Origin of the sequence: Sporosarcina thermotolerans, from assembly GCF_030067815.1 — a bacterium.
Lineage (GTDB): Bacteria > Bacillota > Bacilli > Bacillales_A > Planococcaceae > Sporosarcina > Sporosarcina thermotolerans.
Genome location: NZ_CP125968.1, coordinates 1,013,630 through 1,028,543, shown reverse-complemented (window position 1 = coordinate 1,028,543; position 14,914 = coordinate 1,013,630). Strand labels below are relative to the sequence as shown.

Here is a 14,914-nt window from a genome sequence, read left to right as displayed (position 1 = left end):
CTGTGATGCTCCCAAGCAAGGACCAGAAAAATTATTATTATGATCTTGCAAAATTCACTGTGTTTAATGTTAACCCTGCTATGGAGCGAGATCTTACGTATACCCCTTTTGCTCAGGAAGCGGGATTATCGCTTCAATCTCCGGACAGTGGATATGTTAAAGAAAGCGAGATTTTTAAACTAAAAGGGAATATCCCCTCTATCAAGGGACCAAACGAAGCAGTGATGCTTGAATTAAAAAAGGACGGAGAAACATGGAAACATGTACTTCCTGTTAAAAACGGCAAGTTCGCGTATGACGTCCCTTTATTTTACGGAAAAGGGGTCCATGAATTAAAAGTTTACGTACCTGACGAGGAAAAAAATAACTATTTCCAGGCAGGCACAGTTCTTTACATCGACAATGAATCTGAACTTATCACTGAACCGATTCAGTACATGACGACCTATCAAGAACGTGGTGTCAATCTCACTTATCCAACGGCCGGCGGTGAAGAGACCAATTTAACGTATCGCATAAAAGGCACCATTGACAAAGATGCCCCATTTGCAAAAGAGACGACGCATCTTTATATTACGACGAAAAAAGATGGCGAGGAGGCTTTATCTGTCATTCCAGTAAAGGATTATTCATTCGATGATGAGTTCTATTTGCGCTTCGGACCGGGGACGTATGAAGTAATTGTGAGTGTTCCGGAAATAAAAGAGAAGAACAGTTCCAAGTTTTATTATGAATACGTTGCCCAATTCACAGTTGAAAGCACAGGCACTAAGGATCAACGTGATTTATTGCCATCACGGGGAGTTCAGTCCGATGCCCCTGAAATTATCGCGATTGCGGAAGAACTCATAAATGATGGAATGACAGAACGAGAGAAAGCGAAGGCAGTCTATGAGTTTACGGCAAAGTCGATTGCCTATGACGTTCAAAAACAGAAAAATAGCGAGTTTGAGTGGGATGATAGTGCACTAAAGGTACTCGAGCTTGAAAAAGGGATTTGCCAGGACTACACCTATCTTGCCCTCGCATTGCTTCGTGCGTCTAACATGGAAGCTGATATATAGCTGGAACAGCTGGAGCGGGCTTCAATTTCTCACGCCACGCATGGGTGGAAGTGAAGGTCGATGGCGAATGGCTAACGATGGACCCTACTTGGGGCGCTGGTTATGTACAGAACGGCGAATTCGTTGCGAACTACACAGAGGAATACTTCGAGCCGGATGAGGAAGCATTTAAGACGCACTCCGCCACGGAGTGCAATATTGATAAAACGAGCGATTTCCTGATTTATTCAAGAAATCGCTCGTTTTTTTCGTCTATCGGACTTGGTCTTCATATTTATGAAGATACATTGTTTTGCCGCTTCTTTTTTTACTTAGGACGAGGTGCTTGACCTTACTTTTCTTTGAAGGAGAGTTGATGAACACATAGACTGCCCCTACAAAAAATCCACCGCCTATAATATTGCCGAGTGTGACAGGAACAAGATTGTGCAGCGCGCCCATTAGCGTAACGGTTTCCGGATGCGGAGCTGCGAGTGCAATTGAAAATGTAACCATATTGGCTACACTATGTTCAAACCCTGCTGCGACAAAGGCAAACACTAATAGTAGAATGACCGTAATTTTCGGCCCATCCCCTTTTACATGCATTGGAATCCAGACAGCGAGACAGACGACTATATTACAAAGGATGCCCCTAAAAAACGGTTCACTAAAAGATCCGCTCATTTTCATAGCTGCAGAAGACATCAGCAATTCACTATTTTCCATTGAAGAAAATAATCCTGAATACATGACAAGAAGACCGAAGATAACGGCTCCGATCAAATTACCTCCATAACATGCTAACCAATTTTGCAAAGTATCCTTCACCGTTGTTGCTTTTTTCAGAGTGGCCATTGTAAAGTACATCGTATTTCCTGTGAATAGTTCTGCACCGCCGTAAATAATGAGGATAAGTGCGATACCAAAGAAAATGGATGACATGATAGATGCTACCGGTGACTGACTATCAAAGAATCCTTCACCTAATCGAAAAGATACCATAAGTCCTATTCCGACAGAAAAAGCTGCAAGCGCCGCTCTTATTAGGTATTTTAAAACGGAATCATTTAATATCCCCTTCTTTTTTAGTGCTAATTCTACTGCCTGTTCTAATGGTTGTTTCATTTATATTCCCTCGCTATTCTGAGTTTGTGAAGAATTTCACAAACTTTATAAATCCATCATACACCCTTTTCCAAACTTGTAAATCGTAAAATGTTGAACAAAATATGACTTATACATTTGGGCCAAGGAAATTTGACAACTATGTGAAAGGTAAAAAAACGGATTGAATTATCCTTCATAGCGTATATAATGGAATTGTAGACATTGTGAAATGTTTCACATAGTCGAAACGGGCCGTTTAAAAATTAAAAAGAAGAGGTGTTTGGAAATGGCAAAGATTCTTGTAGCAGGCGAAATCCCCCAAATTGGTTTAGATATATTAACGAAAGATCATGAAGTTGAAGTATTTACAGGTGAGAAATTAATTTCCGAAGCAGAATTACAGGAGCGCATTAAAGATAAAGATGCTTTGATAAGCTTACTTTCTACTCCCGTAAGTCAGAAAACCATTGATAACGCACCCAATTTAAAAATCATTGCAAACTACGGAGCAGGTTTTAATAATATAGATTTTGACTATGCAGCTTCGAAAGAAATCCCGGTAACAAATACACCGGTTGCTTCAACAGCCGCCACTGCTGATTTAACAATTGCATTATTGTTGGCTGCAGCAAGAAGGGTTGCCGAAGGAGATGAGGTGTGCCGCACAATTGGATTTAATGGTTGGGCACCACTTTACTTCAGAGGACGTGAAGTAACAGGAAAAATAATTGGAATTGTCGGCTTCGGACAAATTGGCCAGGCAGTAGCAAAACGCGCAGCCGCGTTTGATATGAAAGTGATCTACAGTGGTCCAAGACAAGCCGATATAGGTGTAGAAAAAGCATTGAATGCAACCTATGTTTCTTTCGATGAGTTGCTCGCCCAGTCAGATTTCATTACCATCAACTGTTCTTATAATCCAAGCATGAAGCATATGTTCAGTACAAGACAATTTGAGATGATGAAGCCGACAGCCTATTTAATCAACTGTGCTCGTGGTCCAATTGTTGAAGAAGCGGCCTTAATCAAAGCTTTGGAAGAGAACTTAATTGAAGGTGCTGCATTAGATGTATTTGAATTTGAACCTGAAATCAGTGAAGGCTTAAAAAAACTAAAAAATGTCGTTTTAACACCTCATATCGGAAATGCAACATTTGAAGCTCGTGATGCAATGGCGGAGATGGCTGCAACGAATATTGTAAAAGTATTAAATAATGAAGAGCCTCCATTTGTCGTCAACGGAGTAACAAGTAAGCAAGCTGTCACTACTATTTGAAAGAGGGCATTGAAAATGGAAGTTAAAACAGAATTAGCTACAAGAAGATTTTTCAAACTTGAAGATTTAGCGCAATTTGACCCTAACAAAGGGAAAAAAACTATTTTTTACGAAACAGAGAAAACTGCTGGTGCTGTCTGGTGTTTAGAGCCCGGACAGGAAATATTCAAGCATTCTCATACTACTTCAGATGATTTGTGGATTTGTCTTCAGGGACAGGAACATTCTATCCGGGAAATGGAGAAGAAGTCGAAATTACTCAAGGAGATCTCATTGTATCTTACCCTGGCCAGCAACACGGAATGCGCAACACAGGAGACGAGCGCTTTGTCTGTATTGGAGTTGCCGGCCCGATACCAATGGACTTAGTATTACATTAAATCCTTCATGAAATACAAAGAAGAAGCCGATCAAATTGTTGATTGATCGACTTCTTCTTTTTTAATTTATGAAATCGTATTGTAGTATCTGGGTAGTGGACTGCGCAGGCACCCACAAAATTATGCTTTTGGAGCTGTTCCTTCAGCGTTTGATATAACTACATCGACTTGGATCAAAGCATTTTCAGGTAAAGCTGATACGCCAACTGTTCTTCGTGCTGGCACACCGCCCGGGAAGAATGTTTTGTAGACTTCGTCTACTGCATCGATATCTTCGATGTTTGTAAGGAAGAGATTTACTTTAACGATATCGTCCATAGCATGATTGATGCTTTCTACAATTGCTTTAACATTTTTCAAGCATTGTTCAGCTTGCTCTTTTACACCACCAGCTACCAATTGACCAGTTTTTGCTTCCATTGGCAATTGAGCTGAAAGGTGATTGTAATGAGAGAACGCTACAGTTTGTGTAGATAGGGAATCTTTTGGTGCATTTTCTGTGTTGTTTGCCCAAATCACAATGCCATGTCTATCTTCAATCTCTTGTGGAGGTGTTCCGTCTCCGTGTGACACGACAGCTTCAATTTGTACTAAAGCATCCATCGGAAGAGCTGAAACTTCAACTGTTGTACGTGCAGGGACGTATGCTACTGCTCTTGCGATAGCGGAGTCTGGGAAGAATGTTGAATACACTTCGTTTACCGCTTCGATATCCGCAAGGTTCTTAACGAAGATCGTCGTTTTAACAATATCGTCAAAAGGAACGTCGATGCTTTCTAAAATTGCTTTAATGTTTTTCAATGACTGTGCAGTTTGCTCTTTTACACCACCAACAACTAATCTGCCTGTTTTTGGATCGATTGGCAATTGAGCTGTAAGGTAATTGTAATGGGAGAATGCCACGGTTTGTGTAGATAGTACACTTGTAGGTGCATTCGCAGTGTTATTTGTAAGTTTAATGAGGTCGCCAGCTTGTGGGGCGTTTGGAATTGAACCTTCACCGTGTGAAAGAAGTGCTTCAATTTGTACCATAGCACCCATCGGCAAAGCTGCAACTGCAACAGTTGTCCGTGCAGGAACATAAGTTGGGAAGAATGTTTTATACACTTCGTCTACAGTGTCAACATCTTTGATATCTTTAACGAATACCGTGATTCGAACGATATCACTCATAACATGACCTACGCTGTCTACAATTGCTTTAATATTAGTAAAGCACTGCTCAGCTTGTTCTTTTATACCACCAGCAACCAATTTACCTGTTGTTGGATCGACAGGCAATTGCGCTGAAAGATTATTGTAATGAGAAAAAGCAACAGAATGTGAATATAGACCGTTACCGCTTGGTGCATTTTCCGTATTTTTTGCTGAAACTGCGTTATAGTTGCTCATGATTGTATTTCCCTTCTTGATAAATATTAAGTAATTCTAGTATGCACCAAAAAAGCCGTTCTAAACCGCTTTGAGTGCTATGCAATTATAGCAGTCTTTGTTCACTATAGCTAACCTTATGTAAGAAACGGCAAAAAGACTCCAGTAGGTACCTGTGCAGCAGCATTTAAGGTGACACCTGAAGAATATATCAAATCAGCAATTCCTTATACCATGTCTGGGATTGTTGTGGAATAAGATAAACTCCCCTTGTGCAGTAAAGAAAAACAAACACCGATTATTGGTGTTTGTTTTTCTTATGGCTTAGAAAATGGTTAATCCAAAGAATTATCTATATCACCAATTTCATCTTACAACTCTTCCCACTTAGTTTTTTAGTTAACTCGGGATAATATCACCGTAATCTCTCCGGAGTTTACTAAGTTTCTCCAAGTTTTCTATGGACTGCTGTTCCAACTGATTGCCAATTAGCATAACCAAAGTTTCCACCACGGTTGTAGGTGCGACCATTGAATGGAAATCCCATGCATCTCCACGGTGGGCATACAACACATAATCTGCAAGTTTGTTCATGCTTGCAACGAGCTGATCCGTAAAAAGAATGGATTTAATATTTAATTGGTTAGCGTAATTAAGAATGGCTTCTGTCTCGGGTAGCAATTTTACATATTGAAAAATAACTATACAATCGCCTTCCTGAAAATGTATCATAGATTCAAAGATTTCATGACCGCTTTTCGCCATTTTTTCAACCGGAATTCCAAACCTTTTCAGACGATGCTCAATTAAATTGCCAAGTCCCTCAGAGGATGAGGGCGCATATACGATGACCCTCTTTGCCTTTTTAATTTCTACTGCAGACTCATTTAAATCCTCACGATTGAGGTGGGTATGTGTTTGAAAAAGATATTGATAACTTTGTTCAATAATCCGGTCGAATACATCATCACTCCCCATATCAAGGAAGAAATTTCTTAATTTATTCTCCGGAGTAGTATTGATCCGCTGTTTCACATGTTCTTTGAACTGTTTAAAGTTCTTGTAACCAGCCACTTGCCAGAAACGAGATATCGTAGCAGTACTCACTTTTGCCTCCCTTGCAATATCTTCTATCGACATGTAAGCAACATTTACTATACCCATCTTTTCAATGACTTCCATTACTTGTTGATGCTTCATTGACAACTCTGTTTTATTAACGTCTAAAAAAATTGCCACGCACTGTCACCAACCTTCTATAGTTATTTCTATTATAATTATTTTCCCCTTATGATGTGTAAATTTTTTTTCATAGTGGAAATTACCTTACTAATATTTACATGCTATTTACCTATCTACCATACTATATTAACGATTGAACGTTACTATAAAAGTAGTAAGAATATAAGGGAGGAATCAGTAGTGCCAACTAATTTGTCAAACAAAGATCGGTACACCCAGTCGCAAAAAATGATGATTTTCATCCTGTCGATGTCGTTATTTGGTCTTGCAAGTTTATTTACAGAACTATTGCCAGAGTTCCAATTAGGTCCGATTGATATTTCCATCTCGTATCTAGCATTTATCCCATTAATACTGGTATTTTTATTTCATCCATTGTATGCAGCAATTGGAGCATCCGTTGGAGATATTATTTTCGGAAAATTATTACTCGGAGACTTTGGTGGAATAGCTGAATTAGAAGGGTTTATTGAATTTTCTTTAGCAATGTATGTCGCCGGTCTACTTGTAAGGGATCCAAGTAATAGAAGACAAGTTGGTATTGCGGTTATCGTAGGTGTCGGAATTGACCAAATGCTTAGCTCAATTGTCGATATTGGAAAAGTATGGTTTGGAATTGAAGAGTTAGAAACTGTTACTGGTTTACCTGAAAGTATTCTTGCTATTGAAGCATTCAGCTTTGTAAATGAAATGGTTATTTCAGGAGTGTTGTTTGGATTGATACCAACACTTTATCTGCTTCCTAAACTTTACGGAAAAATCGAACCATTAATGGGAATTAATCCCCGGAACCCAGATGTCAAAGGTTCGATGCTCGAATATATTTCCGCTCGTTTTGTAATTGTAGCAGTATTCTTAGCCTTTGTAGGAATGGTGGCAGAATATATGTCTGATATGGATATCAACTTCGCTGTATGGGAGCCAGATTTCTTAGAACAATTTGGAGATGGATATATATGGATTCCTATTTCTGCTGCGGCGATTATCGTAATCTTTATTATTAGTATCGCAATAAAAATGGGTAAAAAGAAGGATGAAAAGAATAAATGGGCAGTTTAAATCAACCAATCATTGAAATTAAAGATGTACACTATCAATACCCTGGAGCAAAAGAGACAGTGTTAAATGGAGCGAGCCTTACCATTAATAAAGGTGATTTTCTTGCCATTATTGGTGGTAATGGTAGTGGTAAGTCAACTATATGTAAAACGATCAACGGTTTAATTCCGCATTATTTTTCTGGTGATTACAATGGAGAGGTTATTGTAAACGGGCTATCTGTTAAAGAGCAGCCCGTTTCCATTCTTAGTCATCATGTCGGTTATGTTTATCAGGATTTTCAAAATCAGTTGATGAAGTTAACCGTTCTGGAAGACGTTGGATTTTCACCACTTAATTTCGGATATCCAGATTATGAGGAAAAAGCGATGTGGGCATTAGAACTGCTCGGTATCGAACACCTCAAAGACAAAACGGTTTGGGAACTTAGTGGTGGGCAGCAACATTTAACTGCACTTGCTGGAGCTTTGGCTTTAAATCCCGAAATACTAATTATTGATGAACCTGTTGCACAGCTTGACCCACAGCATGCAACATTAATCTATGATAAATTGCAGTATTTAAATGAGGAACTAGGAAAAACAATTATTGTTATCGAGCACCATACCGAATTCATTGCGAATTATTGTAAACATGTTGCCCTAATTGAAAATGGTCAGGTGAAATGGCATACAGACGTAAAGCAGGGCTTGTTAAATATAACCGAACTTGAGGATGTACACATTTACCCACCCCAAGTAACACAGGCAGCTTTGCAAATCGCTAGTTTTTCTAATTCAGATGAACTGCCAATTACAGTAGATGAAGCAAAGGATTATTTTAAAGATTACTTCTTTGATCCAGGAACGGATAGCAATCAAGCAAATTTACATTCAACAGATTCGGCTATCTTATCGATAAAAGATGTCCGATACGAAGTTAAAACACTACAAGGTGAAAGAAGAACTGTTTTGGATATTGATGCACTAACCTTCTTTGAAGGTGAAAGAGTTGCGATTGTCGGGAACAATGGTGCAGGCAAAACAACTTTAATGAAAAGTCTAGCTGGTATTAATAAACCGCGTAAAGGCGAAATAATAGTAGATGGCATCGATGTGATGCGAGCGCCTGTTGAAAAGCTTTCCAGTCACATTTCCTATATTTATCAAAATCCTGAGGAAATGTTTATTCAAGATACCATTCAAAATGATGTAACATATTTCGGAAACGTACGCAATTTGGATCGGAAAGAATTATATGAACAAATTGCTGATCAATTAAATTTGCATGCACTTCTTCCAAAAGACGGCAGACTACTTAGTGGTGGACAACAAAGAAGATCTTCTGTTGCGATTGGCTTAGCGATGATGCCAACGGTAATGATCCTAGATGAACCAACTGCAAGCTTAGACGTAGGAACAGAAAGCAATTAATTCGTATCCTACATTCCATTCGTGACAGAGTGAAAACGGTACTAATTGCCACGCACGATATGCAGCTCGTTTCGGAGTGGGCAACGAGAGTCATCGTAATGGAACATGGAAAAGTCGTATTTGACGGTACACCACGGGCACTATTTGAACGAATTGAGGTTTGGAAAAGCGCCGGACTGAAGTTACCGCAAATTGCCGAGTTAAGTTTGGAACTAAATATTCACCCGGCATTATCTGTGGAGGAATTTGTTGGAAGGGTAAAGGAGGTTCAAGTAATTGGAGCTAACGGATAAAATTAAAGACGTTCTAAATGTCCAAACGATTAAGCTCGAATTAATTAAAACCGCCTTCGGAAAACCTGATGTCTATATGGCAAAAATTGACCCTAGAGTACTAATGTTTTGGTATTTAACGGTCAGTATCTTACCATGGTTTACTTTTAATAATACCATTTTGCTCTTAATCATTGCATATACAACTTTCTTAGCTGTCATTTCAAGAGTAAGTCCGTTAATCCTTACATTACTCGGAATTGGTATCATCACCGAACTCTTTACGCTATTCATTGTATCCCTTATTTTTGGTGGAGGAACATTCGAAACGATTCTGCCATTGCTCACGTTTTCGATGAAACTTTTCATCATGTCGATTGCAAGTGTCTCGGTCTTTGCAAGCATGAGTCCCGAACGTTTAAGTGACGGGTTGCTAAGCTTAAAGGTACCAGCTCAATTTAGTTTTGCCGTTTCCTATGGTTATAGAATGCTACCGATTTTATTGGATGAGTATCACCAAATTTTCCAATCTTTTCGTTTACGTGGGAAGACTCCAGAAAAACATGGTTTTCTCAAATGGCGCATCGTTTACTACTATATAAAAGTAGTGATTCAATCATTCTACCCATTAATGTTAAACATCGCTAAACGAACAAGATTGACAGTAGAAGCGTTAGAAGTACGCGGCTTCTCTTATTCACTACACAGTTCCGTCGCAAAAAAAAATAAATTATCCTATTTAAAAGTCAGGACGAAAGATTATATATTTATCATCACACAACTCACTATTCTTCTACTTATTTTATGGGCCGGAGATGTTTTTCCAACATAAGTTCGTAGATTTAAATCGAAAGGAGTTTTTACATGTATATTGATTTTCACACCCATGCAAATTTAGCAAAGAAAATAACGGTTTCCCTTGAGGTTTTCAAGGGAAAAATGCAGGAAGCAAAGGAAAGTGGACTTACCGCTCTAGCAATCACGGAGCATTTTAACTCTAAGAATATTATCGATTTATACGAAACACTACAAAAGGAATTCCCATACAAGGGAGAGTATTATGAAATCGAAGGAATGAAAGTATTCTGTGGCTTAGAAATTGACGTAAAAGAAACGGGACATTTCCTTGTTATTGGGTCTCGAGACGACATTTTAACCATTGCTCGTTTACTTCTAGCCCATCAAAAAGAGGAAAATTTCCTTCCAGTAAAAGATCTCATTGAATTACTGGCTGATTTTAATGTATTAAAGATTGGGGCACATCCTTTACGCGAATCGACACCTTGGGAACATCATGATTCTTCCGTATTAAAGCAATTCGATGCCTTTGACTTAAATGGTAAAGATTTATATACGTATGGAAATGAAATAGAAGAACGTGTTCGCACATTCGCTAGTCAGTATAATGTTCCTGTCGTTGGTGGAAGTGATACCCACCACCAACTGCAATACGGGTCAATTATAAACGAATTCCCAGAATGTGAATCCATTGATGAATTAAGGTCTACGATTCAAAAAGGAGATTATGAAACAAGAATTTCACCCTGCATAGATATCAAGGTTAAAGCTGCAAATCAAGTTAAAAAAATGATAAAACAAACCATCACAGTTTAAACTAGTGAACGGTGCCTGTGCAGCACGCATTTATGACAATTCAATAAAGATTATATAAATACACATAGAAGCCAATCAACTTACCTGGGGAAGAAATCTTAAACCTCTTGAAAGTAAGTACGGGAGAAAGCTCGGTCGTTAGAAACCGGAGCAATGTTTCAGAATAGACAGCAGCAACTGCATTATCTGTTCTTTTAAAAGTCTTGATCGCAACATACAATCAAGGCATTAAACATACTGCATCTATGCCGTTCAATGCTTTATCATCTACACAATTATTTGACTCGATGGGTAAAAAGAAACCAGAAGCTTAATCACTAATTAAAAACTCTACAAAAGATATTGATAGTCTAAAAAGAAGCTCCTCACAAGTTCAATGACTTATGAGAAGCTTCTTCTTATTTGGTAAAGAATTTATCTATCTCTTCCCTTTATCATAAATCTCACCTAACGCTCTCGGAGCACGATTTGATTTAGAAAAGAAGATCAATAACAATAACGTTAGTACATACGGTAGTATCATGAATAAATCAGTGAAACTGCTTGGCAATGCCATCGCCTGTGCGATAAACATTCCCCGGATTTAGCAAAACCAAATAATAGACAAGCTGCTAACGTCGGGAGAATTCTCCAGTTACCAAAGATTAATGCTGCAATGGCTAAGAATCCATATCCCATATAAATGCCTGAAGAAAATTGGGCTGAAATGGAATAGGCAAAACACATACCAGCGAGACCCGATAGCATTCCAGATATAAGCACCGCGGAAAATCGTATTTTATATACATTTACGCCTGCTGCGTCAACGGATTGAGGATTCTCCCACTCGCTCTTAAGCGTAATCCGAACTTCGTTTTATACAATACATACCAAGCAAAAATAGCAATCACAATGATGATCACTTCGAACGGATACACATCCGTAAATACCGCACCAATCACCGGTATATTGGCTAAACCGTCAATTGTAAAACGCTCCGATACGCCCAATCGGAACTTGTCCGAAGCCGCTCCGAATACAAGCGCATTGATCTGTGTTGTTGAGAAAGTCGTTAGAGCCAGCGCCAAAATATTGATGACAACACCGCTGATTACTTGATTTGCCTTAAATTTAATACTTAATACGGCATGAATCATGGAAAAACCCATCCCGCCAATCATCGCAAATAGTAATGCGACATAGAACATATCTTCAATAGCTGCTCCTGAAGCATTTGCAATTAACACAGCTGACATAGCCCCGATGAATGCCCCAAAACCTTGAAAGCCTTCAAGTGCTAAATTGGTAACTCCACTTTTTTCACTATATATACCGCCTATTGCCATGATAAAAAGAGGCAGAGCAAAGGATAATCCATCAATAATAATCGTATCCATCTATGATTCACTGTCCTTTCGATCCACTTCTTTTTCCTTCAAGCGGCTGACTTTATGCTTTACGTACGCTCCACATGCACTAAACAATAGGATTAACCCGATGATCACAGAAGCAATTTCCTGTCTAATCCCAGCCTGTGAACTCATATACGTACTTCCTTGGTCAATAATCGATACTAAGAAGGATGAAAAAATAATCCCGATCGGATGGGAGTTCCCCAATAGTGCTACCGCAATGGAGTCAAAACCGATACTTGTTAATACCTTTGGTTGAATGGAAGCAAAATCACCTAAATAATACGTCACACCTGCGAGACCAGCCAAACCTCCTGAAATGATCATGGCTAAGACCATATTGCTTCCGACCTTTATCCCTGTATACTTCGCCGCATCTCGGTTGGATCCTACTGCTTTAATTTCAAGACCAACGACAGTTTTGTCTAAAAGAAACTTGATGAAAATCGCTACTACAATGGCCAAAATAAAGCCCAATGGAATATCCATTTTCAGGTTTGCAAACTCAACATTTACTAACGTCAATCTTGCTGCTTCCGTAATGTATTTGGATTGTCTTGAAACCGGGTCAATATAATACATATGAATGAAGAAGCTTATCACGTACTGAGCGATGTAATTTAGCATAATCGTAGTTACAACTTCATGAATGTTAAACTTATATTTTAACCACCCAACAAGACCGCCCATCAATCCTCCTGCAACCATTCCGATTAGCAACACAAGCGGCTTAGCAATGATTGCATCTAACCCACTGTAGCCAACAATAATGGTTGCTAAGAAACCGGAGAAGAGCATTTGACCCGAAACCCCGATATTAAATAGGCCCGCTCGAAGTGCAACTGCCACCGCCAAACTGGCAAATACAAGTGGCGTCATAGCGTCTAACAAACTCAGAAAGTCAGTCAGCAAGCTCTTATAACCAGCGTACGTTGCCTTAGGGAAGATTCCTGCCCCTTGGAACAAATTGTAAAATGCTTGAATCGGATTTTTGCCAAGCAACAGTATGACGATAGCCGCAACAATAAAGCTGACAAGTATAGAGACTACCGGAATTGTGATCGGTTGCCATTTCTCATTCCGTATTGGCCAAAACAGACGATAACTTAAGCTTGTTTTCTTTTTATCTTTACTCATGCTTAGCCCCCATCATATATTCGCCGACTTCATTCGTCGTTAATGATTCACTGCTTGCAACTTTTTGAAGTTGGCCATTATAGATCACGCCGATCGTATCCGCTACATTCATAATTTCGTCTAACTCGAGCGAAACCAATAGGATCGCTTTCCCTTGATCACGTTGTTCTATCATCATCTTATGAATATTTTCGATCGCACCAATATCTACTCCACGTGTTGGCTGAACGAAAATCATGAGCGGGGATTGCAATTCGATTTCACGAGCAATGATGGCCTTTTGCTGGTTCCCGCCACTCATCGAACGGACCTGCGTCTTAATGCCTTGTCCACTTCGAATGTCATATTTATCAATCATCTGACTGCCAAATTGATCAAATTCCTGTTTATTCAATATTCCTTTATTGGAAAAAGGCTTCTTGTAGTACTGCTTTGAACCTATGTTCGTTGATAAATCAAAGTCCAAAAACAGTCCAAATCTTTGTCTATCTTCAGGTATATAAGAGATTCCAGATTCAGTTCTGTTTCTTATACTGTCATTCGTAATGTCCTGTCCATTGAGGAATATCTTTCCGCCGCTTGCTTTAGTCAAACCGGCAATGGCATCCGCTATTTCAACTTGTCCATTATCCGCAACGCCCGCAATCGCAAAAATTTCACCACTGTGTATTGTAAAGGAAACGTCTTTGACGACTTCAAATCCATCCTCATTTTTCACGGTTAACTGTTCTACTTTCAGTACTTCCTCTTTAAACTCTGCAGGTGCCTTTTCCGATTCAAAATTTACTTCTCTACCAACCATTAATTGAGCCATAAGATTGACCGATGTTGTCTTCACATCCAATACATCAATCAACTTACCTTTGTTCAATACGGCACAACGATCGGCTACTTTCTTAATTTCTTCTAATTTATGTGTAATTAAAATGATTGTTTTTCCACTGTTTCGTAGACCTTCGATAATACCTAACAAAAATTCGATTTCTTGAGGCGTTAGAACTGCTGTTGGTTCATCGAAAATAAGGATTTCTGCTTCACGATAAAGCACTTTCAAAATTTCTACTCGTTGTTGCATGGAAACTGTAAGATCGGCAATTTTTTTCGTAGGATCCACTTCCAAGCCGAAGTTCTTGGACAGTTCCTCAACTTTACGATTGGCATTCCGAATACCTACATATGGAAAGAGACCGGCAAATTTACTGATGGGCTCGACCCCTAATATGATATTCTCTGTAATCGAATAATCTTCGACTAACTTAAAATGCTGGTGGACCATCCCGATGTTAAGGTTTGCTGCATGGTTTGGCGAACTGATTTGAACCTTCTCTCCCCGAATATAGATTTCTCCTTCATCGGGTTCGTACATTCCACTCAGAATACTCATCAACGTTGATTTGCCTGCACCATTTTCACCAAGCAAGGCAAATATTTCTCCCTTTTTAATGCCAATGGATACGTCATCATTTGCTACGATTCCAGGGAAACGTTTCGTAATCTGTTTCATCTCTACGATATAATCAGACATCTTTCTTCTCCTTCCTCACAATAAGTGGAAAAATAATAGAAGTTCATCATTCCCTAATCATTCGATTAATGAACTGATAAAC

General features: G+C 39.0%; 14 protein-coding genes and 1 pseudogene. 8 read left to right on the top strand and 7 right to left on the bottom strand.

The window, feature by feature from the left end:
- Positions 1-5 precede the first annotated feature (5 nt).
- On the top strand, positions 6-1,064 hold the full coding sequence (locus QNH10_RS05820) for a transglutaminase-like domain-containing protein (protein WP_283733860.1): 1,059 nt from the start codon (positions 6-8) through the stop codon (positions 1,062-1,064).
- Between the two features lie 252 nt (positions 1,065-1,316).
- On the opposite strand, the gene QNH10_RS05815 is transcribed toward QNH10_RS05820, so the two are convergent.
- On the bottom strand, positions 1,317-2,171 hold the full coding sequence (locus QNH10_RS05815) for a formate/nitrite transporter family protein (RefSeq protein ID WP_283733859.1): 855 nt from the start codon (positions 2,169-2,171) through the stop codon (positions 1,317-1,319).
- A 268-nt stretch (positions 2,172-2,439) separates the two neighbouring features.
- On the opposite strand from QNH10_RS05815, the gene QNH10_RS05810 reads away from it, so the two are divergent.
- Together QNH10_RS05810 and QNH10_RS05805 are read left to right on the top strand one after the other, a co-directional pair.
- Entirely contained in the window at positions 2,440-3,429 is a 990-nt protein-coding gene (locus QNH10_RS05810) for a 2-hydroxyacid dehydrogenase family protein (protein ID WP_283733858.1), read from the top strand.
- A 197-nt stretch (positions 3,430-3,626) separates the two neighbouring features.
- Complete coding sequence (locus QNH10_RS05805; protein ID WP_283733857.1) at positions 3,627-3,809, top strand: cupin domain-containing protein; 183 nt, start codon at positions 3,627-3,629, stop codon at positions 3,807-3,809.
- A gap of 120 nt (positions 3,810-3,929) precedes the next feature.
- On the opposite strand, the gene QNH10_RS05800 is transcribed toward QNH10_RS05805, so the two are convergent.
- Complete coding sequence (locus tag QNH10_RS05800) at positions 3,930-5,201, bottom strand: Rid family detoxifying hydrolase (RefSeq protein WP_283733856.1); 1,272 nt, start codon at positions 5,199-5,201, stop codon at positions 3,930-3,932.
- A 378-nt stretch (positions 5,202-5,579) separates the two neighbouring features.
- Positions 5,580-6,419, bottom strand: a complete 840-nt coding sequence (locus QNH10_RS05795) for a MurR/RpiR family transcriptional regulator (RefSeq protein WP_283733855.1) — start codon at positions 6,417-6,419, stop codon at positions 5,580-5,582.
- Positions 6,420-6,602: 183 nt separating this feature from the next.
- Here QNH10_RS05795 and QNH10_RS05790 point away from each other — a divergent pair, with 183 nt between their 5' ends.
- The 5 genes from QNH10_RS05790 (at position 6,603) to QNH10_RS05770 (ending at position 10,779) form a co-directional block, all read left to right on the top strand.
- Positions 6,603-7,481, top strand: coding sequence for a DUF8171 family membrane protein (locus QNH10_RS05790; RefSeq protein ID WP_283733854.1), 879 nt, complete (start codon positions 6,603-6,605; stop codon positions 7,479-7,481).
- Complete coding sequence (locus QNH10_RS05785; RefSeq protein ID WP_283733853.1) at positions 7,469-8,893, top strand: ABC transporter ATP-binding protein; 1,425 nt, start codon at positions 7,469-7,471, stop codon at positions 8,891-8,893. Before QNH10_RS05790 ends, QNH10_RS05785 begins: the two co-directional genes overlap by 13 nt.
- Before the next feature lie 98 nt (positions 8,894-8,991).
- Entirely contained in the window at positions 8,992-9,186 is a 195-nt protein-coding gene (locus QNH10_RS05780) for a hypothetical protein (RefSeq protein WP_283733852.1), read from the top strand.
- The gene (locus tag QNH10_RS05775) at positions 9,170-9,997 is read left to right on the top strand and encodes an energy-coupling factor transporter transmembrane component T family protein (protein WP_283733851.1); all 828 of its coding nucleotides are present in this window, start codon (positions 9,170-9,172) and stop codon (positions 9,995-9,997) included. The genes QNH10_RS05780 and QNH10_RS05775 overlap by 17 nt, the downstream gene beginning before the upstream one ends.
- A 32-nt stretch (positions 9,998-10,029) precedes the next feature.
- Entirely contained in the window at positions 10,030-10,779 is a 750-nt protein-coding gene (locus QNH10_RS05770; RefSeq protein WP_283733850.1) for a PHP domain-containing protein, read from the top strand.
- A gap of 418 nt (positions 10,780-11,197) precedes the next feature.
- Here QNH10_RS05770 and QNH10_RS05765 read toward each other — a convergent pair whose 3' ends face one another.
- The 4 genes and pseudogenes from QNH10_RS05765 to QNH10_RS05750 all read right to left on the bottom strand — a co-directional run bounded on the left by QNH10_RS05765 (position 11,198) and on the right by QNH10_RS05750 (position 14,832).
- The gene (locus tag QNH10_RS05765) at positions 11,198-11,353 is read right to left on the bottom strand and encodes a hypothetical protein (protein ID WP_283733849.1); all 156 of its coding nucleotides are present in this window, start codon (positions 11,351-11,353) and stop codon (positions 11,198-11,200) included.
- Positions 11,299-12,104: pseudogene (locus QNH10_RS05760) on the bottom strand (ABC transporter permease). Before QNH10_RS05760 ends, QNH10_RS05765 begins: the two are co-directional and overlap by 55 nt.
- A gap of 51 nt (positions 12,105-12,155) precedes the next feature.
- Positions 12,156-13,307, bottom strand: a complete 1,152-nt coding sequence (locus QNH10_RS05755; protein ID WP_283733847.1) for an ABC transporter permease — start codon at positions 13,305-13,307, stop codon at positions 12,156-12,158.
- Positions 13,300-14,832 carry an ABC transporter ATP-binding protein gene (locus QNH10_RS05750; protein ID WP_283733846.1) on the bottom strand — a complete coding sequence of 511 codons (1,533 nt, stop codon included), beginning with the start codon at positions 14,830-14,832 and terminating at the stop codon, positions 13,300-13,302. The genes QNH10_RS05755 and QNH10_RS05750 overlap by 8 nt, the downstream gene beginning before the upstream one ends.
- Positions 14,833-14,914 lie beyond the last annotated feature (82 nt).

Coding starts and splice junctions, on each gene's coding strand:
- QNH10_RS05820 (WP_283733860.1), top strand. CDS start 6: ATGCTCCCAAGCAAGGACCAGAAAAATTATTATTATGATCTTGCAAAA.
- QNH10_RS05815 (WP_283733859.1), bottom strand. CDS start 2,171: ATGAAACAACCATTAGAACAGGCAGTAGAATTAGCACTAAAAAAGAAG.
- QNH10_RS05810 (WP_283733858.1), top strand. CDS start 2,440: ATGGCAAAGATTCTTGTAGCAGGCGAAATCCCCCAAATTGGTTTAGAT.
- QNH10_RS05800 (WP_283733856.1), bottom strand. CDS start 5,201: ATGAGCAACTATAACGCAGTTTCAGCAAAAAATACGGAAAATGCACCA.
- QNH10_RS05785 (WP_283733853.1), top strand. CDS start 7,469: ATGGGCAGTTTAAATCAACCAATCATTGAAATTAAAGATGTACACTAT.
- QNH10_RS05780 (WP_283733852.1), top strand. CDS start 8,992: ATGGAACATGGAAAAGTCGTATTTGACGGTACACCACGGGCACTATTT.
- QNH10_RS05770 (WP_283733850.1), top strand. CDS start 10,030: ATGTATATTGATTTTCACACCCATGCAAATTTAGCAAAGAAAATAACG.
- QNH10_RS05765 (WP_283733849.1), bottom strand. CDS start 11,353: ATGTTTATCGCACAGGCGATGGCATTGCCAAGCAGTTTCACTGATTTA.
- QNH10_RS05755 (WP_283733847.1), bottom strand. CDS start 13,307: ATGAGTAAAGATAAAAAGAAAACAAGCTTAAGTTATCGTCTGTTTTGG.
- QNH10_RS05750 (WP_283733846.1), bottom strand. CDS start 14,832: ATGTCTGATTATATCGTAGAGATGAAACAGATTACGAAACGTTTCCCT.